This window comes from Reyranella sp. CPCC 100927 (assembly GCF_007859315.1).
Taxonomy (GTDB): Bacteria; Pseudomonadota; Alphaproteobacteria; order Reyranellales; family Reyranellaceae; genus Vineibacter.
This window is the reverse complement of record NZ_VOHA01000015.1, coordinates 17,827-39,118: the sequence shown is the minus strand read 5'-3', so window position 1 is coordinate 39,118 and position 21,292 is coordinate 17,827. Positions and strand designations below refer to the sequence as shown.

The window sequence follows — 21,292 nt, the reverse complement described above, 5'->3', positions numbered from 1 at the left end:
GCTCGAAATGACAGTATCGTCAGTCGAGCAATGTCTTCATCACGGCCCACAGATCGTTCTTGGCCTCGAAGCCGATGCCCGGCAGGTCGGGCAGCCGCACGCGCCCGTCCACCACCGGGCAGTCGTCGGCGAAACCGCCGAACGGCGCGAACACCTGCGGATAGGACTCGTTGCCGCCAAGCTGCAGGCCGACCGCGATGTTGAGCGCGAACTGATGCCCGCCATGCGGCACGCAGCGGCGCGGCGACCAGCCGTTGGCCTTCAACATCTGAAGCGTGCGCAGATATTCGACCAGGCCGTAGCTCAGCGCCGGATCGAACTGCAGGATGTCGCGATCCGAACGCAGCCCGCCATGGCGGACCAGATTGCGGGCGTCTTGCATCGAGAACAGGTTTTCGCCCGTGGCGATGACGCCGTCGTACTGCGTCGCCAAGGCGGCATGGGCGAGGTAGTCGAGCGGATCCAGGGGCTCCTCGTACCATTTGAGCCCATAGGGCGCGAGCGCACGGCCCCATGCCATCGCGGTCGGCAGATCGAACCGGCCGTTGACGTCGACGGCCAGCCGTTCGCCCTCGCCGACCAGCTTGAGAACCGCCTCGATGCGTTTCAGATCGTCGGCCAACGGTACGCCGCCGATCTTCATTTTCACGTGCCGGTAGCCGAGGTCGAGGTAGTGGCGCATCTCCTCGGTGAGCTGTTCGACATCCTTGCCGGGATAATAGTAGCCGCCGGCGGCGTAGACCCAAGCCGCCTCGTCGGCCTGGCTGCCGTTGTAGCGATCGGCCAGCAGCTTCCACAGCGGCTTGCGCTCGGCCTTGGCCACGGCATCCCACACCGCCATGTCGAGCACGCCGACGGCGACCGAGCGCTCGCCATGCCCGCCGGGCTTCTCGTTCTTCATCATCGCAGCCCAGCACCGGGCCGGATCGAGCAGGCCGTTATCGCCCAGCAGCGACTCGGGTTCGGCCAGTTGCAGGCGTGGCATGAAGCGCTCGCCGAGCAGGCCGTGCTGAGCGTAGCGTCCGTTCGAGTTGAAGCCGAAGCCGACCACCGGCTTGCCGTCGACCATGTGGTCGGTGACGACGGCCACGACACTGGCCGTCATCTGGCTGAAGTCGATATAGGCGTTGGCGATCTGCGAACGGATCGGCGCGACGATGTCGCGGATGGCAACGATGCGCATCAGAGAACGGCGCCCCGTGCGGTCCAGATCAGGGTGATGCCTGTCACCAGCATCACCGCCCATGTGGCCACCATGCCGACCACCCGCCCCGTCGACACGCCGCGGCTACCGGTGATTCCCCACGCATGCACGAGGCGCCCCAGCAGCAGCGCCGCGCCGCAGAGGTGGATGAGCCAGCGCGGGCCCGCCAGCATGTCCAGCAGCGCGATCATGATCAGGCAGATCGCCGTATACTCCGCGAAGTTGCCGAAGACGCGTGTGGCGCGGATGAGTTCTTCGTGGCCGCCGTCGCCCAGGCCGACATCGAGCTTGCGGCGCAGACGCACCACGTTGATCGAGAGCACGACTCCCAGCAGGCCGATCAGGCCAGCCCAGAACGCCGTGATCAACGGCAGTGTTGTCGGCATCAATCTCTCCTCCCCGAGTTTGTGACGATCCTACCCCATGATCCAGTCGCGCAGCAGGCCGAAGGCACCGGCACCGAACAGAATGACGAGCGTCACGTTGCGGTAGAGACGTTCATTGCGCGGATCGAACAGCAGGCGGCCGACCCATGCGCCCAGCAGCATGAGCGGCAACAGCACCAGGCCGCGCGCGATCGAGCCGACACCGGCCAATCCATACCAGAACATGATCAGGATCAGTGGGAACTGCGTCGCCATGTAATAGGTGATGATGTTGGCGCGATGCCGCACCGGGGGATCGTTGCCGGCCAGCAGGTACATCAGCACCGGCGGACCGCCGACGCTGGTTGTCGCCATCATCACGCCGGAGACCGCCCCGACCGCCATCCCGGCGGCAACCGAGCGCTGGCCGCGATAACGCACGCCGGTGGCCATGATGGCGACGAATACGACAATGATCCCCGACACCGCTTTGACGATGAGGCCCTTGTCCACGCTGGCCAGCAGCCAGGCGCCCAGCGGCATGGCGAGACAGGCCACGACGCTCATCGGGCCGATGATACGCCAGTCGCAATCGCGCCGCGCGGCGGGAAACAGCTGCAGGCTGACGGCCAGTTCGATGGCCACCACAGTGGCGATCATATCGGTGGGACCGAACAGCACGGCGAACACCGGCGCCATGAGCATCGCCGAGCCGAAGCCCGCGAAGCCGCGCATCAGGCCGGCGATGAAAACGACCACGGCGGGCATCCAAAAGCCCGTGGACGCGAACAGCGACGCTATGTAGGCCAAGGCAGAGTCGATCACGCGACGGTCCGGCGGGCAAACGCCCGCGATACGGGCCACCCGTCGTATCATCACGAGCCGCGTGGCGACAAGCACGTCGCTCCCGCACGCGGCGCTTGTCAGGCCAGCAGGGCCATCAGTGCGTCGTCGTCAGCCGACATCGTCTTGGCGGCGCCGGCCAGCGCAATGCGGCCATGCGCCAGCACAACGGCTTCGTCGGCGATCGCCAGCGCACGCGCTGCGTTCTGCTCCGCCAGCAGGACCGCAACGCCATCGTCGGCGATGGCGCGCAGGCGTGCGAACACAGTCGCTGCCACCTGGGGCGCCAGGCCCAGGGAGGGTTCGTCGAGCAGCAGCACCCGCGGCCTGCGTGCCAAGGCGCGGGCGATCGCCAGCATCTGCTGCTGGCCGCCCGATAGCCGCCAGGCGCGCTCGGTTGATTTGGCCGCCAGGTCGGGAAACAGCGCCAGCATGTCGGCAACGCGTCCCGCACGCTGACGCGCGGCGGCGTCGACGACGACCTCGATGTTCTCGCGCACGGTCAGGCCGGCGAACACGCGCCGGCCCTCCGGCACGTAACCCAGTCCGGCATCGGCACGCTGCTCCGGCGGCAGCTTTGCGAGATCGCGGCCATTCACGACGAGCCGGCCGGCGACCACCGGCACCAGCCCGATCACCGCGCGCAGCAGCGAGCTCTTGCCGGCGCCGTTGGCGCCCAGAAGAGCCACCACCTGCCCGCCGCGGAGCGTGAGCGACACGTCATCGACCGCCCGGGCACCGCCGTAGCTGACCGACAGGCCGGTAATCTCCAGCGCCGGTGTCATGAGTCTACCGCTGCATCGTCGCGGCCGAAGTAAGCCTGCCGCACCTGCGGGTCGCGCCGCACGGTTTGCAGGGGTCCGTCGGCGATGACGCGCCCCCGCTCCAGGCAGATCAGGCGATCGACGCACGCGGCCAGAAAATCGATGTCATGATCGACAACCAGAAGCGCCGTACCGCTGCTGTGCAGGGTGCGCAGCCGCTGCGCCAGTTCGATCCGCTCGCCGCGTGACAGGCCGGCGCCGGGCTCGTCGAGCGCAAGAAGGCATGGACGCACCATCAGCGCACGCGCCACCTCGACCAATCGCCGCCGCCCGGCCGGCAGCGCACCACAGCGCAACGCCGCGGCGTCGACGATGCCGACCCGCATCAGCCAATGCCGCGCCTCGGCGCGGGCCACCGCGCGCGTGGGCCGCGGCGCGCGGGCGAACGCCGCCGTCGCGACGGCATCGAGTACCGTCGTGTCGGCCGACAGCTCGGCCTGCTGAAAGGTACGCGCGATGCCCAGGCGCGCGATCGCGAAGGCAGGCTTGCGCTGCAGAGAGTCGGTGCCCAGGCGTACCTCGCCCTCGTCAGCGGACAGAACGCCGGTCACGACGTTGAGCAGCGTCGTCTTGCCTGATCCGTTGGGGCCGATCACGCCGACCGCTTCGCCCGGTGCCACGCTCAGGCTCACGTCGTGCAACGCACGTACGCCGCCAAACGCCTTGCCGACATGCGCGACACGCAGCGCCCCGGCCTGTCGGATGATGTGCGCCGGTGGTGCCAGCACAGCGTTCGATGTCTCCGGCTGCGGTGGCCACAGACGCTGGCGCGCCGTCGCCAGCAGATCCGCCAGGCCGTTGGGCGCCACGATCACCATCGCCAGTGCCAGCAGGCCGAAGGCGATGAGGTGCCGGTTCTCGAGGAACCGAAACCATTCCGGTGCGTGCGTCAGCAGGATGGCACCCAGCGCCGCACCGGCCACGGCACGGCGGCCGCCGATGACAGTGGCGATCAGGCAACCCACCATCACCGGCATGTCGGTCACATCCGGCGACACTACGCCTACGACATGCGCGTGCAATCCACCGGCGAGGCCGGCCAGCCCGGCGCCGGCGACGAAGGCCGTGAAGCGCAACGCGCCGACATCGATGCCGACGCTTTGCGCCGCCGACGGATGCTCGCGCGCGAGGTCCAGCGCCAGACCGTTCAACCCCGCCAGCACACGCGCCACAGCCCAGGCCGCTGCCGCGAACAGGCTCCACGCCAGCACGAGCATCGGCCAGCCGCGCCCGAGTGCGACGCCGGCCAGTGTGACCGCCGGCACACCCGGCAAGCCGTTGGCACCACCGGTCAGCGTCTCCAGATTGACGGCCGCGAGGTGGATGAGCTGCGCGACGGCCAGCGTCGCCAGCGCGAAGTAGTGGGTCTCCAGGCGCAGCACGATGGCGCCGACCACGGCCGCGACCAGCATCGCCGCCAGCGCCGCCGCCGGCAGCGTCAGCGACAGACCCCACGGCGCCTGCAGCGAGACCATGGCCGCCACGTAGGCACCCAGGCCGAATAGCGCACCCTGCGCCAGGGAGAGTGCGCCGGCATGGCCGAAGACCAGCTGGTAGCCCAGGACCAGCAGCGCCTGGGTGCCGGCCAGCGTCGCCAGCCGGATCGCATACGAATCACCCGTCGTGGCCAGCCAGGCAACAGCCGCCACGACCACGATCGCCACGGGCGCGGGTCCACGCATGATGGCGGCGAATGGCTTCGTACTCACGCGCGTCGACCGACCACTTCGCCGAACAGGCCTTGCGGACGCCACAGCAGGATCGCCAGAAGCGCGAGGTAGAGCAGCGCCTGGGCCCACACGGCCGACAACACCGCCGATACCAGCGTCTCGAACAGCGCGATCAGCAATGCGCCCAGCAGCGCACCCGGCACACTGCCCCATCCGCCGACGGCGGCGGCGATGTAGGCCTTGAGCATGTAGCCCGGCCCTTGACCGGCACTGACGAAGAACTGATGCCCCAGGAGCGCACCGGCAAGACCCGCCAGGCCACCGGCCAGCACGAACGCACCCACGACCAGGCGTACCGCACGAATGCCCAGCGCGCGCGCCATGTCGCGATCCTGCGCCACGGCACGGAAGCGCCGGCCGGCCTGCGTCCGCTCGAGCAGCGCATAGACACCGGCAATCGCCAGGCCGGCGATGATGATGAGCGCAATCGGTTGTCGGCCGAGCGCGACGCCACCGATCATGAGCGGCGCCCCGTCCCACACCGGCGGCGCGGTGCGCGGCTCGGGGCCGAAGAACGCCGTCGCCGATTGCTCGAAGACGGCGGCGAGCGCAATGGTGGCGACAAACATCGCGCTCGGCGGCTTGTCGCGCAGCGGCCAGAATCCCAGCGCAGCAACACCGAGACCGACCAGCCCCGCGACCATCACGACCAGCGGCAGCAGGACCACGCCTGGCAATCGCCAGCCGGCGCCCGCCAGCATCGCCGCCATCGTGACGGCAGCGACGCCGCCCAGCATCACCATATCGCCATGGGCAAAGTTCACGGCACCTGCAGCGTTGAGCACCAGCACAAATCCGAGCGCCACCAGAGCGTAGGCGGCGCCCAGCGCCAGCGCGTTGATCAGGAGCTGCACCGTCAGCATGCGACGGTTATACGGCACCATCCCTCGCTGTCGAAGCCGCATCCCGGGCGGGCAATCCTGGCTCCCGTATGGCCGACCGCGACGCTGGCGCGGGTTGACTCCGTGATCCATGCTGCCCACAACCCGCGCCATGAGCTTGGCAACGCCGACCGTCGACAGACCAGCGATCGCCACGACCGGCCGCGCCGATGAGCGCGCCATCGGTCGCTGGCTTGCCGTCGTGACGGCCATGGTGCTGGCCATGATCGTCCTGGGCGCGCTCACCCGACTGACCGAGTCGGGCCTGTCGATGGTGGAGTGGAAGCCGGTGACCGGCTGGCTGCCGCCGCTGAGCGAAGCCGCCTGGCAAGCTGAGCTGGCGAAATACGCCCAGTCGCCGCAGGGCCGTCTGGTCAATCAGGGCATCAGCGTCGCGCAGTTCAAGGAGATCTTCTGGCTGGAATACCTGCACCGGCTGTGGGGACGTTTGATCGGGCTGGCGTTTGCCCTGCCGATGCTGTGGTTCTTCGTCAGGCATCGCGTGCCCAACTGGCTCAAGCCGCGACTGATCGCGCTGCTGCTGCTGGGTGGCCTGCAAGGCGCGGTGGGGTGGATCATGGTGGCCAGCGGCCTGCAGGACGCGCCCGCCGTGAGCCACTACAAGCTGGCCATGCACCTGGTGCTGGCCGTCGGCCTCTACGCCTACATGCTCTGGCTCACGCTTGGCCTGCTGCAGTCTCAGCCGCTGACACCGCGGGTCGGTGACCGACGGATCGGCCGCGCGGCCGCGGTCTTGATCGGCCTGCTGCTCATCGTCCTGACGTTCGGCGCGTTTGTCGCCGGCCTGCGCGCCGGCCAGATCCACACCACGTTCCCGACCATGTCGGGCTACTGGGTGCCGCCGGGGCTGTTCGAGCTGTCGCCGTCGTGGCTGAATTTCGTCGCCACGCAGACCGGCACGCAGTTCGCGCATCGTTGGCTCGCCAAGCTTCTGGTGGTGCTGTGCCTGGCGCTGTGGGTATGGGTGCGACGCATCGAGGCCTCGGCGCCCGTGCGGCGCGCCACGACCATGGTGGCCATCATGGCGCTGATCCAGCTCGGCCTGGGTGTCGGCACCATCCTGACCGGCGCGCAGATCGCCCTGGCCACGGTCCATCAAGCCGGCGCCGTGCTGCTGTTGTCCACGCTGATCCTGACCTTGCGGCGCGCATGGCCGCCGATCAACGCCCTCGCCGTGCCGACGCGGGCGGGCTAACGTCGCGCGTCCACCCCCGGGACTTCGCATGACCTACAGAATGCCGATCAAGCACAGGACCGACGTGATCACCGAAGCACAGCCGTTGTCGGCACCCAGGACATCGCGCGGCATGGCCGCCCTCGCCGGACTGATCGCGGTCGTCGCCGCCGGCGCATCCACCTGGTCGGCCTTCAGGCCGCACCATGAGCTGCAGGCACAGCCAACGACCACCCCGCCGCCCGCCGCGCCAGCGCCGGCACCGGCTCCCGCCGTCAGCGGACCACCGTTGCAGCCACGCACCGGTCCGATCACCGACGAAGCATTGGATCTGGTGAAGCGCCGCGCGGCAGCCGGCGAAACCGATGCGATGGAGGAGCTGGGACGGCGCTACCTCGAAGGCGCTGGCGTCAAGGTCAACCCGGCCGAGGGTACTCAGTGGCTGCAGCGCGCGGCTGAGCGCGGCGCGCCGGGCGCCATGTACAACGTCGCCGTCATGTATGAGCGCGGCATCGTGCTGAAGCAGGATCCGGCCCAGGCGTTGGCGTGGTACACCAAGGCGGCCGCCGCGGGCGTGCCGATGGCGATGCACAACCTGGCGCTGATGTACCGCGAGGGTGTCGGCGTACCGGCGGACCACAAGCGGGCCAGCGAACTGCTGCTGGCCTCGGCGCGCAACGGCATGAGTGCCTCGATGTACGCGCTCGGGGACATGTACGAAGCGGGCGTGCAGGGGTTTGATCGGGACCTGGTGCGGGCCGTGGTCTGGTACGCCATGGCACTGCAATTCCAACGCGCCAGCCCGATGACGCAGCACAGCAACCTGGCGCAGCGGGCCGAAGAGAAGATGACCGGTTTGCAGCTGATCCTGCCGACCGAGGATCTTCAGCGTGCGCAGACCCTGGGCGAGACGGAATTCCGCCTGATCGTCGACACCATCAAATCCGGCCCCAAGCCGCCCCCGGCATCGGTCCTGACGCCGCCGGCAGCGCCGAGCGATCCCAAGGAGCAGTTGGCCGATATCCAGAAGCTGCTGTCGGCGCTGGGCCTGTACAACGGCAAGCCGGATGGCGCCATCGGCCCCGCGACCCGTGCCGCGATCAAGTCGTTCCAGCGCTCGGCGGGCATGCCGGAAACGGGCGAGCCCTCGCCGGCGCTCGCCGAGGCTCTGCGCGACAAGGTCGAAGCTGCCAAGAAGAAGTAGCGCTACGGGAGGAACGTCCCGCTGTAGGTCCACCAGCGCGGATTGGCTTGCGTTATGTCCAGCCGTGCTGCTTCGGCCATCAGCACATCGTCGAACAGCGCGAAGCATGTGGCGCCGCTGCCGCTCATCGCGGCATAGCGGCATCCTGGCGTGGCATGCAGGGTCGCCAGGATGGTGCCGATTTCCGGCATGAGGGACAGCGCCGCGTCGGTCAGATCGTTGCCGCGTGTGGTCAGGGCCTGCGCCAACGCGGCAACCGTCGTCGGCACGCGTGTGATCGGCAGGGGCGCGGTGGCCGGCGCGACGCCGATGCGGGCGGCGTTGGCACGGAAGACCGCGACCGTCGCCAGCGGCGCCATCGGATACACCAGCACCAGGCCGCACTCGGGTAAGCCGATCGCCGGGCCGATCTCCTCGCCAATGCCGGCCACCGTGGTGGTACGGCCTGCCAGGCACATCGGCACATCGGCACCCAGGCCGGTGGCGATGGCGACGAGCTCGCTCTCCGGCAGGTCGGCCCGCCACAGGGCGTTCAACACACGCAGCGTCGCGGCGGCATCGGCCGAGCCGCCGCCCAGGCCGGCCGCGATCGGGATGTTTTTGGTCAATCGCAGGCGCGCCTGGGGCGTGATCCCCAGTCGGGCAGCCAGGGCGCGCGCGGCACGCAGCACCAGATTGTCGTCGGTTGTCTCGACTGCCAGCGGATAGGCGAAGGGGCCGTCCAGCGCGAGCGACAGGTCATCGGCGGTGTCGGCTTCGAGCCGATCGGCCACCGTGGCGAAGGCCACCAGCGAGTCGAGCAGATGGTAGCCGTCGGGGCGGCGGCCCACGACGCGCAAATAGAGGTTCACCTTGGCCGGCGCGTTGCGCGCGATCATCGGCGCGCGTCACGGATCACGGCCGTCATCCCCGGTAGCGGCACTACTTCTTCTCGGCCGGCTTGTCCGCCGCCGGTGCTTCCGCCGGCGACCTGATGATCGTCGGCTGATCGAGTTCCTTGGTGAGCCCCTCGGCGAGCTTGCGGTTGAGCGGCTCGACGCGATCGGGTTCGGGTTTCTGGCGCAGCGCCCGCTCCCACTGGAACCGCGCCTCGCGCTGGCGGCCGACATGCCAATAAGCATCGCCGAGATGCTCGACGATGGTTGCGTCATCGGCCTTGAGCTGGATGGCCTTCTCCAGCAGGGCGACGGCCAGGTCGTATTTCCCCAGACGATAGTAGGCCCAGCCCAGCGAGTCGGTGATGGCCCCGTCGTTGGGTACCAACTCGACGGCTTCCATCAGAAGCTTGAGGCCTTCGTCGAGGTTCACGCCCTGGTCGATCCACGAATAGCCCAAGTAGTTCAGGACGAAACCGCGGCTGCGCCGCTTGGGTTCATCGACCGGCGGGACCATGGACAGGGCGCGACGGAAATCAGACTCGGCGGCCGGCCAGTTCTTGATGCGCTCCCTCGTGATGCCGCGCGCATAAAAGAGCGCCCAATGCCGATCCTCGGGTTTGTGCAGCCGGTCGACGGCCGTGTCATAGGCCTTCGCCGCCTCGGCGAAGCGCTCCTTGCCGCGCAGCAGGTCGCCCAGCGCCGCGGCGGCATCGATCCGCTCCGGCCGCTCGGCAACCATCGCCTGCAGGCCTTTCACCGCGTCGTCGACCTTGCCGACCTCCGCCAGCAGGGCGGCGGCCCGCATGCGGGCCCGCCACTGCAGCGGCGAGGCGCTGTCGACGGCGGTCAACTGGGCGATCGCCTTCTCGGGCTGGTTCAAGCCCTCGAGCAGATCGGCGGCCAGCAGGTGGGCGTTGTCGGACGTCGGCGACAGTTCAAGCGCCAGCCACGTAAAGACAAGGCCGAGATCACCGGCGTTCTCGCGCTGGGCAGTGGCAATGGCGCCGCCGATATCGAGCAGGATGTCGGCGATCATGTCGGCCGCCGTCGGCTGCCGCGGCAGCGAATCGTTGCGGATCAGGCCGTCCAGCACCACGGCATCGGCATTGGCCTCGCCGTACTTGCGCAGCATCTCGCGCGCTTCGTCGGTCTTGCCGGCCCGGCGCAGCACGCCTGCCAACACCATGACCGCACGCAGCGGCGCCTGCTCGTCCGATTTCACGATTTCGCGCAGTTTGCGCACCGCCGCCTCGCGGTCGCCGGCGGCCTCGTCGATCAGCGCTTCATGGATGCGGAACATGCCCATCAGCGCTTCGTCGTCGGGCCGCGCCGCTTCGAGCCGGCCGCGCGCCGCCTCGAAGTCCTTCTGGGCGACCTTGAGCCATGCCTCGATGATCGGACGCATCAGGCCGGTGGAGGCTTCGTCGCCCAGATTGGCGGCGTAGGACTCGGCGGCCTTGAAGTCACCCTTGCGGATGGCCATCACCGCCAAGGTCAGGTTCGGCAGGCCTTCGCTCGACGCGGGTTGTCCCTCGTTCGCGCTGGTCGGCAGGACCTTGGACGCGAGTTCGGCGGCAGCCGGTATCTTGCCGGCCAGCAGGCGCAAACGGAACGTCAGCAGCTGCACGTACGGATCGTCGGGGGAGCGGCGGAAAGCCTGCTCGACCTGCGCCAGGGCGCCTTCATAGTCCTTGCCCAGTTCCGCGACACGGGCCGACAGGTAAAGGCCATCGATGCTGCGGGCCATGCGGCCCCGGGCCGGCGGATCGCCGCTGCCCCGCCCCGGCCCCGACTGCGCCAGCGCCGGATACTCTCGCCGTACCAGGTCGACCGCGATCACGGCCGCCGCCCCCAGGGCGAGCGTGACGAAGGAAGCGACGACCAGAAAACGTCCCGCCTTGGCATTCATGCGCACGTGCTCCGCGCCATATCTGTCGGAAATCCCGCCGGCTTTCTGCAAGGGAAATGGGGCGGGACTGTGCTCCAGCCCCTCGCATAGCAGGGGCGGCCCATCACGTCCACGTGGCTGCGCCGCCCCGGCCCGGGGGAATAACCCCTACATGCTGGAGTAGTTCGGTCCGCCACCGCCCTCGGGAACGGTCCAGTTGATGTTCTGCGACGGGTCCTTGATGTCGCACGTCTTGCAGTGCACGCAATTCTGGGCGTTGATCTGGAAGCGCTTCTGGCCGTTGTCGCCGTCGACCACCTCGTAGACTCCCGCCGGGCAATAGCGCTGGGCCGGTTCGGCCCATTTGGGCAGGTTCACGCCGATGGGGATCGACGGATCCTTGAGCTTCAGGTGGACCGGCTGGTCCTCTTCATGATTGGTGGCTGACAGGAAGACCGACGACAGCTTGTCGAAGCTCACCACGCCGTCAGGCCTGGGATAGGCGATCGGCTTGCACTCGCTGGCCGGCTTCAGCGTCTCGAAGTCGGCCTTGTGGTGGTGCAGGGTCCACGGCAGGCGCATCCCCAGATCATGCATCCACATGTCAAAACCGCCGTAGACCGTGCCGACCAGGGTCCCCCACTTCAACGCCGGCTTGACGTTGCGCACCTTGTCGAGGTCCTTCCACAGCCACGACTGACGCAGCGCTGCGGGATAGGTGGTCAATTCGTCGCGGCCCTGGCTGCCGTTCTTCAGGGCCTCGAACGCCGCTTCGGCGGCCAGCATGCCGCTCTTCATCGCGTTGTGGCTGCCCTTGATGCGCGGCACGTTGACGAAACCGGCCGAGCAGCCGATCAGCGCCCCGCCCGGGAACGTGAGCTTGGGGATCGATTGGATGCCGCCCTCGTTGATGGCGCGCGAGCCATACGCGATGCGCTTGCCGCCCTCCAGGTACTGGCGCACGTCCGGGTGCGTCTTGAACCGCTGGAATTCGTCAAACGGCGAGACGTAGGGATTTTCGTAGTTGAGATGCACCACGAAACCGATCGAGACGAGATTCTCGTCGTAGTGGTACATGAACGAGCCGCCCTGCGTGCCCGACTCGGTCAGTGGCCAGCCCTGGGTGTGCACGACCAGACCCGGCTGGTGCTTGTCCTTGGGAACTTCCCACAGCTCCTTCAGGCCGATGCCGAACTTCTGCGGGTCGACGCCGTCGCGCAGCTTGAACTTCTCGAACAGCATCTTGGCCAGCGAACCCCGCACGCCCTCGGCGATCAGGGTGTACTTGGCGTGCAGTTCCATCCCCGGCGTGTAGCTGTCCTTGTGATGGCCGTCCTTGGCGATGCCCATATCGCCGGTGGCGACGCCTTTGACGCTGCCGTCTTCGTTGTAGAGCACCTCGGCGGCCGCGAAACCGGGATAGATCTCGACTCCCAGCGCCTCGGCTTGCTGGCCCAGCCATCGGCAGACGTTGCCCAGGCTGACGATGTAGTTGCCGTGATTGTCCATCAACCGCGGCATGGTGAAGTTGGGAAACCGGATCGACGACGGTTGCGTCAACCACAGGAAGCGATCGTCCGTCACCTGGGTCGCAATCGGCGCGTCCTTCTCCTTCCAGTCGGGAATCAGTTCGTTCAACCCGATCGGATCGATCACGGCACCCGACAGGATATGGGCGCCGATCTCCGAGCCCTTCTCCAGCACGCAGACCGAGACCTCGTGCCCATGTTCGGCAGCGAGTTGCTTCAGCCGGATCGCCGCCGACAGGCCTGCGGGCCCACCACCCACGATCACGACGTCATATTCCATCGACTCGCGCGACATCGACCCCTCTCTGCACTGCGCCACCGGGTCCGCGGCCGGACGCTCCCCTGTTGGCAAAAGGACGATAGACGGACCGCATCGCATCGCCCATGCTTATGCTAGCAATAGCGTACCCGTTTGCGCCGCGCTACCTGCGGCCGCGGATCATTGCTCGCCGCATTGCGAAACGCCCGTCCGATGGATTCGTTGCCACCCACCACCTCTGTCGCTGCCCTGTTGCGCTGGTACGCCGACGCCGGGGTTGACGAGACCATCGAGGAAACCGCGCTCGACCGCTACGCGCTGACGGCGGCGCTGACGGCACGACCGGCTGCGACAACTGCGACAACAACGCCCCCCCCGGCGTCGACGCCACCACCGCCGCGAACCGCCGTCCGCGAGCCGCCGATGACGGCACCCTCGCGCGTGCCGCTGGAATCACCGCAGCTGGTCGAGGATGCTCGGGCCGCGGCCGCCAGCGCATCGTCGCTGGCCGAACTGGAAGCAGCCATCCGCGCTTTCGAAGGTTGCTCGCTGAAGCGGCTGGCCAAAAACACGGTGTTTGCCGACGGTGCCGTCGATGCGCCGGTGATGGTGGTGGGCGAAGCGCCGGGCGAGGACGAAGACCGGCAGGGCAAGCCGTTCGTCGGTGTCAGCGGCCGGCTGATGGACCGCATGTTCGCGGCGATCGAGCTCACACGCGAACGCGATGTCTACATCACCAACATCCTGAACTGGCGGCCGCCGGGCAACCGCACGCCCAACCTCAGCGACGTCGCAATCTGCGTCGCCTTCGCGCGCCGCCACATCGAACTGAAGCGGCCCCGCCTGCTGGTGCTGGCCGGTGGCGTGCCGGCCAAGAGCCTGCTGGAAACCGAGACCGGCATTACGCGCCTGCGTGGCCGCTGGTTCGAATACACCTTGCCCGATGGCACGCGCATTCCGGCCATGCCGATGTTCCACCCGGCCTATCTGCTGCGCTCGCCCGGCGGCAAGCGGCAATCGTGGATCGACCTGTTGAACATCCGCGACCGGCTCGACCAGATCCTGGCGACCTAGCACCCAGCCAAAGCGCTATCGCGTGTCGGCGCGCTCCAACTTGGCGATGATGAGCGTGGCTGCCTCTTCACGTTCCACGCGCAAGGCAAGACAGAGCGCCTCGACATCGCCCGCCTCGATGGCGGCGATCTGTTCGCGCGCGCGCTGGATACCGATGCGGTCGATGGCGTATTCGGGGTAGCACAGGTGCAGCATGGGGCCTGCGAGCAGCCACAGGCTCTCCAGGATGCGCAGCGCGATGGGTAGTTGTGCCGCTTCGAGAATCGCAAAGATGAAATCGCGATTGAGCTGCAGCGACGTGCTGAAGTCGTCCCGGTCAAGTGCCGCGACACGACCGGCGACGTTCTCCTTCAGCATGTCGATATGTGCGCGCCCCAGATGCGGAAACGCCGCGCGCGTTGCCATCTCCTCGAGCGGAATGCGGATCTCGTAGAGTTCGCGCGCCCGCTCCGGGTACAGGCGCGGCAGCCGGTAGGTCCGGTTCTGCTCGAACTCCAGGGCGCCCTCGGCCACCAGGCGGTTGAGAGCCTCGCGTGCTGGCGTCGGGCTGACCTCCATCAGGCGGGCCAACGAGCGGATCGTAAGCCGTTCGCCGGGTTGGAACGCACCGCCGATCAGGGCGCGGCGCAGGCGCGCGTAGACCTTCTGCCCCAGCGTGTCGCCGCGCTCGATGGCCGCCAGTTGCTCCATCACGAACCTTTCTCACCAGCCAAGTCCTTGAAAACCCATACCCCATTACAGCGTGGGAGACTCGCCTTGTTGTCTCATTAAATTTGTTATAACAGATAACATACGTCACATAACGTACGCGATGGCCAGGAGGCCTGAAATGGTTGAAGCAACGGCGGTGTCGACATATCCGTCCAACACCGGCACGGCGTCGGCGGCCCTGTACGCCCGCGCGCTGAAGGTGTTTCCGGGCGGAAACACGCGAATCACCTATGCGATGAAGCCATTCGCGCCCTACGCATCACGCGGCGCCGGTGCTTACGTGTGGGACGCCGACGGCAAGGAGCACCTTGACCTCGTCAACAATTTCTTCTCCCTGATCCACGGCCACGCCCATCCCGACATCGTGCGGGCGATTACGGCGTGCGCAGCGTCCGGCACGGCGTTCGGCCTGCCGACGGAACATGAGGTCCTGCTGGCCGAGGCGATCTGCCGCCGTTCGCCGGTCCTCCAAGAAATCCGCTTCGTGGGCAGCGGCACCGAGGCGGTGATGACGGCGATCAAGGCCGCGCGCGCCTACACGGGCCGGGCCAAGATCGCCAAGGTCGAGGGCGCCTATCACGGCGCCTATGATCACGTCGAAGTCAGCCTCGATCCGACACCGCAGACCTGGGGCGCCGGCGATCCGTCGCCCGTCGGCTACGTCCGGGGCACGCCGCCCAGCGTGATCGCCGACACGGTCGTCCTGCCGTTCAACGATCCCGAGCGCGCGATCGCCTGCATCGAGCGGCACGGCAGCACGCTGGCCGCGGTGGTGATCGATCCCCTGCCCTCACGCGTGGGGTTGATCGCGGCGACATCCGACTATCTGAAGGCGCTTCGCGAGGTGACGCAGCGTCTGGGCATTCTGCTCGTCTTCGACGAGGTGATCAGCTTCCGCCTGCATCACGGCGGCGCGCACACGCTGTTCGGTATCAGCCCCGATCTTGTCGCCTTGGCCAAGGTGATCGGCGGCGGATTGCCCGTGGGCGCCGTCGCCGGCCGACGGGACGTCATGGCCGTTTTCGACTGGCGTGACGGCAAGCCCTTCCTGCCGGCCGGCGGCACCTTCAACGCCAATCCCCTCACCATGACGGCGGGCCTGGCGGCGATGACGTTGCTGACGCCGGCGGTCCTGGCGGAACTCAACGCGTTGGGCGACCGCTTGCGGGCTGGTGCCACGGCAGTCTTCCGCGATCTGAACGCGCCCTGGCAGATCACGGGTCTGGGGTCGCTGTTCCGGCTGCATCCCCATCAGCGCCCCATCCATGACTATCGGACTTGTTACCCCACACCGGTCGAGCGCGAGGCGCTCAGCCGGCTTCATCGCCATCTGCTGGAGCATGGCGTTTTGATCACGCCGACGGGCTCGGGTGCTCTCTCCACGCCCATGCGCGAGGCCGACGTCGAGCGCTTCCTGTCGGCATTGCGCGACGCGGTGATCGCCGTCACCGCCCCCTGACCGTCGACTGAAGGGGCTGCGCGATGAGTGCGATCCGGCTCGAGGATCTGGGCAAGACCTATGGCGCCCTGCGCGTCATCGAGGGGATCGACCTCGTCGTCGCCGATGGCGAGTTCTTCACCATCCTGGGGCCGAGCGGATCGGGCAAGACCACGCTGCTGACACTCATCGCCGGGCTGACGACGCCCAGCGGTGGGCGGATCCTGTTCGACGACCGCGATGTCACGCACGTGCCGGCCGCCGGCCGCGATGTCGGCCTCGTGTTCCAGAACTACGCGCTGTTTCCCCACATGACGGTGTTCGACAACATTGCCTTCCCGTTGTCGGTGCGCCGCACGCCGCGCGCCGAACTGGAGCGACGTGTCGCCGAAGCGTTGTCGATCGTCCGCCTGACCGGACTGGAGCGCCGCAAGCCGTCGCAATTGTCGGGCGGGCAGCAGCAGCGTGTTGCCCTGGCGCGCGCGATCGTATTCCGGCCGGCGATCCTGCTGTTGGACGAGCCGCTGGGGGCGCTGGACCGCAAGCTGCGCGAGGAGTTGCAGGTCGAGCTCAAGGAACTGCAGCGTTCGCTGCGCATCACCACGATCCTGGTGACCCACGACCAGGAGGAAGCGCTGTCGCTCTCCGATCGGATCCTGGTGATCGACAAGGGCGCGGCGCAGCAGATCGCGCCACCGCAGGAAGCCTATCTGCGTCCCGCCAATCGCTTCGTCGCCGAGTTCCTCGGCATTCCCAACTTCATTCCGACCGATGGCGGACGCGAAGGCATCGTTCGTCCCGAGCGCCTCGAGGTCGCCCCGTCCGATCAGCACCGCTCTGGCAACCCGAGCCGACAGGGTCGCGTGCGCGAAGCGGTGTATCTCGGCCAGACGGTCCGCCTTCACGTGACCCTCGATGAGGGCCGCGAGGTGATCGCGGCCGTGCCGTCAAGCCAACCCGCCGCCGCTTTGCGGGCGGGAGATGCCGCCACGGTGTCCTGGAAACCCCAGGACGTCTGGCCGCTGACACCGGCTGTGCCCACAGCGCCACACCCGGGCGCCGTGGCAGCTCAGCCGTCATGAAGAAAGACTCGCTGAACAGGAGAGGAACATGAAACGCAGGAACCTTACGTTGGCGCTACCTGCCGTCGTTGCCGCCTCGTCGCTGGGGCTGTCGCGACCGGCCGCCGCGCAACCGCGGACGCTCCGCATGGTCGAGTCCGGTGGCAAATCAGGCGAATCGATCGAGGCGGCCTACGTCAAGCCGTTCACCGAAAAGACCGGCGTCAAGGTGGTGCGCGAGGCGCCCAACCAACTGGGCAAACTGCGTGCCATGGTCGAGAGCGGCAATGTGACGGCGGCGCTGTTCGAGCTCGGATCGCCCAACGTCGCGCAGGCCAAGGCGCTGGGACTGCTCGACAAGCTCGACTGGCAAGAGATCAACCCGTTGCCGATCTTCCCCGAGGCGCGCGACGACTACGCCATGGGTTTCCAGTATTTCTCCACGGTCATGGCGTGGCGCACCGATGCCAAGGCGCCGGCGACGTGGAGCGATTTCTTCGACGCTGCCCGCTTCCCGGGCAAGCGGGCCCTGCCCGACTATCCGCATTACGTGCTGCCCTTCGTGCTGATCGCCGACGGTGTGGCGCTGGATCAGGTCTTTCCGCTCGATGTCGATCGCGCCTTTCGCAAGCTCGAGTCGGTCAAGAAGTCCATATCGATCTGGTGGAAAGCCGGCGCGCAGCCGCCGCAGCTCCTGGCCGACAACGAGGTCCAGTATGCGATCTCGTGGTCGACCCGTGTCGTCGACGAACCCAAGGCGCATTTCACCTACCAGCAGGGCATGTACGACATCTCGTGCCTGGTCGTCCCCAAAGGCACCAAGCCGGCCGAAAAGGCCCTGGCGATGAAGCTGCTGCACGAAGTCACGGTGCCACAGAACCAGGTTCGCGCATCACAGATCCTGAAGCTGGGCGGCAACAGCCCCGACCTCGAAAAGCTGGTCGGGGCCGAGAAGTTCGCCAGCTTCCCGACGGCGGCCAAGAACAAGGCTGGCCAATTCCGCCAGGACGGGGAGTGGTGGCGCGCCAATGGCGACGTGATCAACAAGCGCTGGGAAGCATTCAAGCTCACCCTGTAACGTCCCGTCGCATCCACGAACACCGCGGTGTTGTCGGCAGCACCGCCTACCATTCCATGAAAATCCATCCGCCATCTGCCGACACACAGCGTGTCTGGCCTCTGCTCGTCCTGTTGCTCGTCGTGTTCGACCTGCCGCTGCTGTTCACGCTCGGCCTGTCGATCCATGGCAAGGACGGCTTCACGCTCGACCGCTACAGCGATGCGCTGGGCCGCCACGTGATTGGCCCGCGCGATGGTTCGGCCGACGGGAACGGGGGCGAATTCACCGTTGGAGGTGGAATCAAGCCTGATCGGCAGTATCGGCTGGCTGGCCATCGCTTCCTCCTCTTGCTCTGGTTCCTGACCTCTTCCAAATCGCAGTGCTGACAACCACGAGTGCCGCCAGTGGCGTCACCAAGGCATCCGTTGCCTCCATCGTCCACAAGGTCATGCCGGTGATGGCGCACCACGCGAGCGGCCCCGCGGCAAGCCACCAGAAGGCGCGGTCGGCCGTACACAACAGGGCGCCAAGCGTTGCGACAGCGGTGGGGTCGGGCGCCACACCAAAGAGTTCCACCTGCCCCAACGCCCTGCCCGTCAGAGGACCGATCACGGGTTGGACGACGAGGGCAAACAGAAAGATGCCAAGCCCCACGCGATGAATGGTGTCGTCGACTGGGAGCCAGGCACGGCGTGCGGCCAGGCCCAGGCCGATCAACAGCAATCCCTCCGCCGCGAAGCCGAGCGCGACATAGGTCGCGGCCCAGTTGATCGTCGCATACCGTTCGTAATGAAACGCCCACGCGATCCAGATCCAGCACAGGCCGAGAATCGCGGTGACAGCGCGTCCGCGCCACGCACCGCCCCAGCCGATCAGCGCCGCAATCGCGAACCCCAGCAGCAGCGCCATGATCTGGGCCGGCCAGATGTCGGCGTTATACAACTCGAACAGCCGGTAGTACGTCCGCGGCGAGAACAGCAGGAAGTCCGAGAGGGTATAGGTCCACCACTGCGACGGCATCAAAGCGCCTCGATATGCGCGATCATGCGCCGGCGCAACGCCTCGTCCGGCAAACGACTGTAGGCGGCCTGCATGTTCTCGCGCACGTGCGCCACACTCGTGGTTGCCGGTATGACACACGTCACGGCCGGATGCGACGCGATGAACTTGAGGATCACCTGGGCCCAGCTGGTGCAATCGATCTCCTGCGCCCAGGCCGGCAGTGGATGGCGCATCACCTTCTTGATCAGCGCGCCTTCGCGGAATGGTCTGTTGACGATGACGCCGATTCCACGATCGCGCGCCAACGGCAGGATGCGGGACTCGATCTCGCGATCCACGACATTGTAGGTGACCTGGACGAAATCGATCGGATGGCGGCGCATGATCTGCTCGATCTCGTCGTGGCGACGGCCTTCCGATGTCGTGATCCCGACATAGCGCAACTGCCCGGCCGCCTTCATCGAGAACAGCATCGGCAGATGCTCCTCCCAGGCCAGCAGATTGTGTACCTGCATGAGATCGAAACGCGCGACGTCCCAGTGCCGGCGCGACTGTTCGATTTGATCGCGACCGCGGGCGCCACGCGAGATCCAGACCTTGTCGGCGGCGAACAAGGCCGCCGGCTTGCCCAGCTTGGCAAGACCGTAGCCGATGACGTCCTGCGAGGACGCATACATGGGCGAGGAGTCGATCAATCGCCCGCCGCCGCTGAAGAAAGCACGCATGACATCGGCGCAGCCGTCGCGCGCCGCCCGGTCGTTGCCGACATTGAACGTGATCCAGCTGCCCAGCCCGACGACGGGCAGCGCCTCGCCGCTGGAAGGCACGGCACGGGTGATCATCGCCACGGGCTGCGCCCCGGCCGCGACTGGTAGGACAAGTCCGGCACCAGCGGCACCGAGTCCACGCATGAGCGTGCGACGACCGATGTTCGACGACGACGGCATCGCTGAAGTCTCCATGTGAACCGCGCGTCCTGGCAATGCTACCATCCGCATGATGTTCCTGAGGCCGGCCCCGCCAGCCTCTTCACGAAATCTTGTGAGGTCGGATATGGATGGCGAACTTCCGGGCGTCGAGGGCAAGACGTTCACGTCGCGCAATTTCGCGCTCGACCTGGGCGGCACGCTGCCACAATGCGATGTCGCCTACGAAACGCACGGGACACTCAACGCCACCGGCGACAACGCCATCCTGATCACCCACGGCTACACGTCGAGCGCCCACGTCGCCGGCCGCTATGCGCCTGGCAAGGCGGCCAAGGGCGTGCCGCAGGATCAACTCGGATGGTGGGACGCGCTGATCGGACCAGGCAAGGCGGTCGACACCACGCGCTACTTCGTGGTGGGCGCCAACGCCCTGGGTTCGGCGCATGGCTCCTCCGGCCCCAACACCATCGACCCGACGACCGGCAAACCCTACGGCCCGACGTTCCCCGATGTCACGCTGCGCGATTCGGTGCGGGCGCAGAAGCAGTTGCTCGATGCACTTGGCGTGAAACGGCTGCAAGCCGTCGTCGGCCCCTCGATGGGCGGTTTCCAGGCCTTCCAGTGGGCCGTGACATTTCCCGATTTCATGCGCGGCATCGTGCCCACGGTAACGGCGCCGGCGATGCGCGGCGGTTTGTCTCCCATCGAAACGCTGATCGAGCGGCTGGCCACCGACCCGAACTGGAACGGCGGCTGGTACTACGACAACGGCGGCATTGCGAAGGTACTGGAGGACATCCGCTACGACACGCTGGTGCAGTACGGCCAGCGCGAGATCCTCGCCGCCTCGATCCCTGACCCGAAACAGCGCGAGGCGGCGATTCGCGACACCGCCCGCGCCTGGGCAGCGACCTACGACGGCCACTCGCTGGTCGCGCTGCGCAAGGCCATTCAGCGGTTCGACATCACGGCCGAGTACGGCCGCATCAAGGCCAAGGTGCTCTACGTCATCGCACCCAACGACAAGTTGTTCCCCGGTACCATCGGCCCGGGCTACGCCACCGATCTGCGCCGCGCTGGCGTCGACATCACCTACGTCGAGCTGGTCACCGACAAGGGTCACCTCGCCAGCCACGCCGACGCCGAACAATGGGCGCCGATGCTGCGCGCTTTCCTGGATCGGTTGTAGTTCAGTTCCTTCCCCCTCCGGGGGGGAA

The 21,292-nt window shown here is 67.2% G+C and carries 20 protein-coding genes; 8 read left to right on the top strand and 12 right to left on the bottom strand.

The features are described from left to right. Window positions 1-19: 19 nt before the first annotated feature. From FQU96_RS29410 to FQU96_RS29385, 6 genes are all read right to left on the bottom strand, one after another. Window positions 20-1,183 (bottom strand): mandelate racemase/muconate lactonizing enzyme family protein, encoded by a 1,164-nt coding sequence (locus tag FQU96_RS29410; RefSeq protein WP_146544949.1) that lies wholly within the window; start codon window positions 1,181-1,183, stop codon window positions 20-22. After that, entirely contained in the window at window positions 1,183-1,590 is a 408-nt protein-coding gene (locus tag FQU96_RS29405; RefSeq protein WP_146544948.1) for an MAPEG family protein, read from the bottom strand. The genes FQU96_RS29410 and FQU96_RS29405 overlap by 1 nt, the downstream gene beginning before the upstream one ends. A gap of 30 nt (window positions 1,591-1,620) precedes the next feature. Beyond that, window positions 1,621-2,328, bottom strand: coding sequence for a sulfite exporter TauE/SafE family protein (locus FQU96_RS29400; protein WP_178130774.1), 708 nt, complete (start codon window positions 2,326-2,328; stop codon window positions 1,621-1,623). 164 nt (window positions 2,329-2,492) lie between these two features. Continuing rightward, window positions 2,493-3,197: an ABC transporter ATP-binding protein gene (locus FQU96_RS29395; RefSeq protein ID WP_146544946.1), complete on the bottom strand. Its 705-nt coding sequence runs from the start codon at window positions 3,195-3,197 to the stop codon at window positions 2,493-2,495. Next, window positions 3,194-4,945 carry an ATP-binding cassette domain-containing protein gene (locus FQU96_RS29390; RefSeq protein ID WP_146544945.1) on the bottom strand — a complete coding sequence of 584 codons (1,752 nt, stop codon included), beginning with the start codon at window positions 4,943-4,945 and terminating at the stop codon, window positions 3,194-3,196. Before FQU96_RS29390 ends, FQU96_RS29395 begins: the two co-directional genes overlap by 4 nt. Next, window positions 4,942-5,847: a branched-chain amino acid ABC transporter permease gene (locus FQU96_RS29385; protein ID WP_218574921.1), complete on the bottom strand. Its 906-nt coding sequence runs from the start codon at window positions 5,845-5,847 to the stop codon at window positions 4,942-4,944. Before FQU96_RS29385 ends, FQU96_RS29390 begins: the two co-directional genes overlap by 4 nt. Window positions 5,848-5,938: 91 nt before the next feature. Here FQU96_RS29385 and FQU96_RS29380 point away from each other — a divergent pair, with 91 nt between their 5' ends. After that, on the top strand, window positions 5,939-7,063 hold the full coding sequence (locus FQU96_RS29380) for a COX15/CtaA family protein (protein WP_146544944.1): 1,125 nt from the start codon (window positions 5,939-5,941) through the stop codon (window positions 7,061-7,063). Between the two features lie 28 nt (window positions 7,064-7,091). Further along, a complete protein-coding gene (locus FQU96_RS29375) occupies window positions 7,092-8,246 on the top strand; it encodes an SEL1-like repeat protein (protein ID WP_146544943.1) in 1,155 nt (384 codons plus the stop codon). Between the two features lie 2 nt (window positions 8,247-8,248). Here FQU96_RS29375 and FQU96_RS29370 read toward each other — a convergent pair whose 3' ends face one another. The 3 genes from FQU96_RS29370 to FQU96_RS29360 all read right to left on the bottom strand — a co-directional run bounded on the left by FQU96_RS29370 (window position 8,249) and on the right by FQU96_RS29360 (window position 12,836). Then, the gene (locus FQU96_RS29370; protein WP_146544942.1) at window positions 8,249-9,124 is read right to left on the bottom strand and encodes a 4-(cytidine 5'-diphospho)-2-C-methyl-D-erythritol kinase; all 876 of its coding nucleotides are present in this window, start codon (window positions 9,122-9,124) and stop codon (window positions 8,249-8,251) included. A gap of 43 nt (window positions 9,125-9,167) precedes the next feature. Then, window positions 9,168-11,033, bottom strand: a complete 1,866-nt coding sequence (locus FQU96_RS29365; protein WP_146544941.1) for a tetratricopeptide repeat protein — start codon at window positions 11,031-11,033, stop codon at window positions 9,168-9,170. Between the two features lie 147 nt (window positions 11,034-11,180). Next, window positions 11,181-12,836, bottom strand: a complete 1,656-nt coding sequence (locus tag FQU96_RS29360; RefSeq protein WP_146544940.1) for an electron transfer flavoprotein-ubiquinone oxidoreductase — start codon at window positions 12,834-12,836, stop codon at window positions 11,181-11,183. A 177-nt stretch (window positions 12,837-13,013) separates the two neighbouring features. Between FQU96_RS29360 and FQU96_RS29355 the strand changes: the two genes are divergently transcribed. Beyond that, the gene (locus FQU96_RS29355) at window positions 13,014-13,874 is read left to right on the top strand and encodes a uracil-DNA glycosylase (protein WP_146544939.1); all 861 of its coding nucleotides are present in this window, start codon (window positions 13,014-13,016) and stop codon (window positions 13,872-13,874) included. 15 nt (window positions 13,875-13,889) lie between these two features. Here FQU96_RS29355 and FQU96_RS29350 read toward each other — a convergent pair whose 3' ends face one another. Next, window positions 13,890-14,564, bottom strand: coding sequence for a GntR family transcriptional regulator (locus FQU96_RS29350; protein ID WP_255468628.1), 675 nt, complete (start codon window positions 14,562-14,564; stop codon window positions 13,890-13,892). 139 nt (window positions 14,565-14,703) lie between these two features. On the opposite strand from FQU96_RS29350, the gene FQU96_RS29345 reads away from it, so the two are divergent. Genes FQU96_RS29345 through FQU96_RS29330 form a run of 4 tightly spaced genes read left to right on the top strand, consistent with a single transcriptional unit; the run spans window position 14,704 to window position 18,530 of the window. Next, window positions 14,704-16,044, top strand: a complete 1,341-nt coding sequence (locus tag FQU96_RS29345; protein ID WP_178130773.1) for an aspartate aminotransferase family protein — start codon at window positions 14,704-14,706, stop codon at window positions 16,042-16,044. 23 nt (window positions 16,045-16,067) lie between these two features. Continuing rightward, window positions 16,068-17,105 carry an ABC transporter ATP-binding protein gene (locus tag FQU96_RS29340; RefSeq protein WP_146544937.1) on the top strand — a complete coding sequence of 346 codons (1,038 nt, stop codon included), beginning with the start codon at window positions 16,068-16,070 and terminating at the stop codon, window positions 17,103-17,105. Window positions 17,106-17,133: 28 nt separating this feature from the next. After that, on the top strand, window positions 17,134-18,162 hold the full coding sequence (locus FQU96_RS29335) for an extracellular solute-binding protein (protein ID WP_146544936.1): 1,029 nt from the start codon (window positions 17,134-17,136) through the stop codon (window positions 18,160-18,162). Further along, window positions 18,102-18,530, top strand: a complete 429-nt coding sequence (locus tag FQU96_RS29330; protein WP_146544935.1) for a hypothetical protein — start codon at window positions 18,102-18,104, stop codon at window positions 18,528-18,530. Before FQU96_RS29335 ends, FQU96_RS29330 begins: the two co-directional genes overlap by 61 nt. On the opposite strand, the gene FQU96_RS29325 is transcribed toward FQU96_RS29330, so the two are convergent. Both FQU96_RS29325 and FQU96_RS29320 read right to left on the bottom strand, forming a co-directional pair. Continuing rightward, window positions 18,445-19,164: a DUF6064 family protein gene (locus tag FQU96_RS29325; RefSeq protein WP_146544934.1), complete on the bottom strand. Its 720-nt coding sequence runs from the start codon at window positions 19,162-19,164 to the stop codon at window positions 18,445-18,447. The genes FQU96_RS29330 and FQU96_RS29325 overlap by 86 nt on opposite strands. Beyond that, a complete protein-coding gene (locus tag FQU96_RS29320) occupies window positions 19,164-20,093 on the bottom strand; it encodes an aldo/keto reductase (RefSeq protein WP_178130772.1) in 930 nt (309 codons plus the stop codon). The genes FQU96_RS29325 and FQU96_RS29320 overlap by 1 nt, the downstream gene beginning before the upstream one ends. Before the next feature lie 106 nt (window positions 20,094-20,199). On the opposite strand from FQU96_RS29320, the gene FQU96_RS29315 reads away from it, so the two are divergent. Next, window positions 20,200-21,264: an alpha/beta fold hydrolase family protein gene (locus FQU96_RS29315; RefSeq protein WP_178130771.1), complete on the top strand. Its 1,065-nt coding sequence runs from the start codon at window positions 20,200-20,202 to the stop codon at window positions 21,262-21,264. Window positions 21,265-21,292: the final 28 nt, after the last annotated feature.

Coding starts and splice junctions, on each gene's coding strand:
- FQU96_RS29370 (WP_146544942.1), bottom strand. CDS start 9,124: ATGATCGCGCGCAACGCGCCGGCCAAGGTGAACCTCTATTTGCGCGTC.
- FQU96_RS29315 (WP_178130771.1), top strand. CDS start 20,200: ATGGATGGCGAACTTCCGGGCGTCGAGGGCAAGACGTTCACGTCGCGC.
- FQU96_RS29395 (WP_146544946.1), bottom strand. CDS start 3,197: ATGACACCGGCGCTGGAGATTACCGGCCTGTCGGTCAGCTACGGCGGT.
- FQU96_RS29325 (WP_146544934.1), bottom strand. CDS start 19,164: ATGCCGTCGCAGTGGTGGACCTATACCCTCTCGGACTTCCTGCTGTTC.
- FQU96_RS29375 (WP_146544943.1), top strand. CDS start 7,092: ATGACCTACAGAATGCCGATCAAGCACAGGACCGACGTGATCACCGAA.
- FQU96_RS29350 (WP_255468628.1), bottom strand. CDS start 14,564: ATGGAGCAACTGGCGGCCATCGAGCGCGGCGACACGCTGGGGCAGAAG.
- FQU96_RS29380 (WP_146544944.1), top strand. CDS start 5,939: ATGCTGCCCACAACCCGCGCCATGAGCTTGGCAACGCCGACCGTCGAC.
- FQU96_RS29405 (WP_146544948.1), bottom strand. CDS start 1,590: ATGCCGACAACACTGCCGTTGATCACGGCGTTCTGGGCTGGCCTGATC.
- FQU96_RS29360 (WP_146544940.1), bottom strand. CDS start 12,836: ATGTCGCGCGAGTCGATGGAATATGACGTCGTGATCGTGGGTGGTGGG.
- FQU96_RS29345 (WP_178130773.1), top strand. CDS start 14,704: ATGGTTGAAGCAACGGCGGTGTCGACATATCCGTCCAACACCGGCACG.
- FQU96_RS29410 (WP_146544949.1), bottom strand. CDS start 1,183: ATGCGCATCGTTGCCATCCGCGACATCGTCGCGCCGATCCGTTCGCAG.
- FQU96_RS29340 (WP_146544937.1), top strand. CDS start 16,068: ATGAGTGCGATCCGGCTCGAGGATCTGGGCAAGACCTATGGCGCCCTG.
- FQU96_RS29335 (WP_146544936.1), top strand. CDS start 17,134: ATGAAACGCAGGAACCTTACGTTGGCGCTACCTGCCGTCGTTGCCGCC.
- FQU96_RS29365 (WP_146544941.1), bottom strand. CDS start 11,033: ATGAATGCCAAGGCGGGACGTTTTCTGGTCGTCGCTTCCTTCGTCACG.
- FQU96_RS29320 (WP_178130772.1), bottom strand. CDS start 20,093: ATGCCGTCGTCGTCGAACATCGGTCGTCGCACGCTCATGCGTGGACTC.
- FQU96_RS29355 (WP_146544939.1), top strand. CDS start 13,014: ATGGATTCGTTGCCACCCACCACCTCTGTCGCTGCCCTGTTGCGCTGG.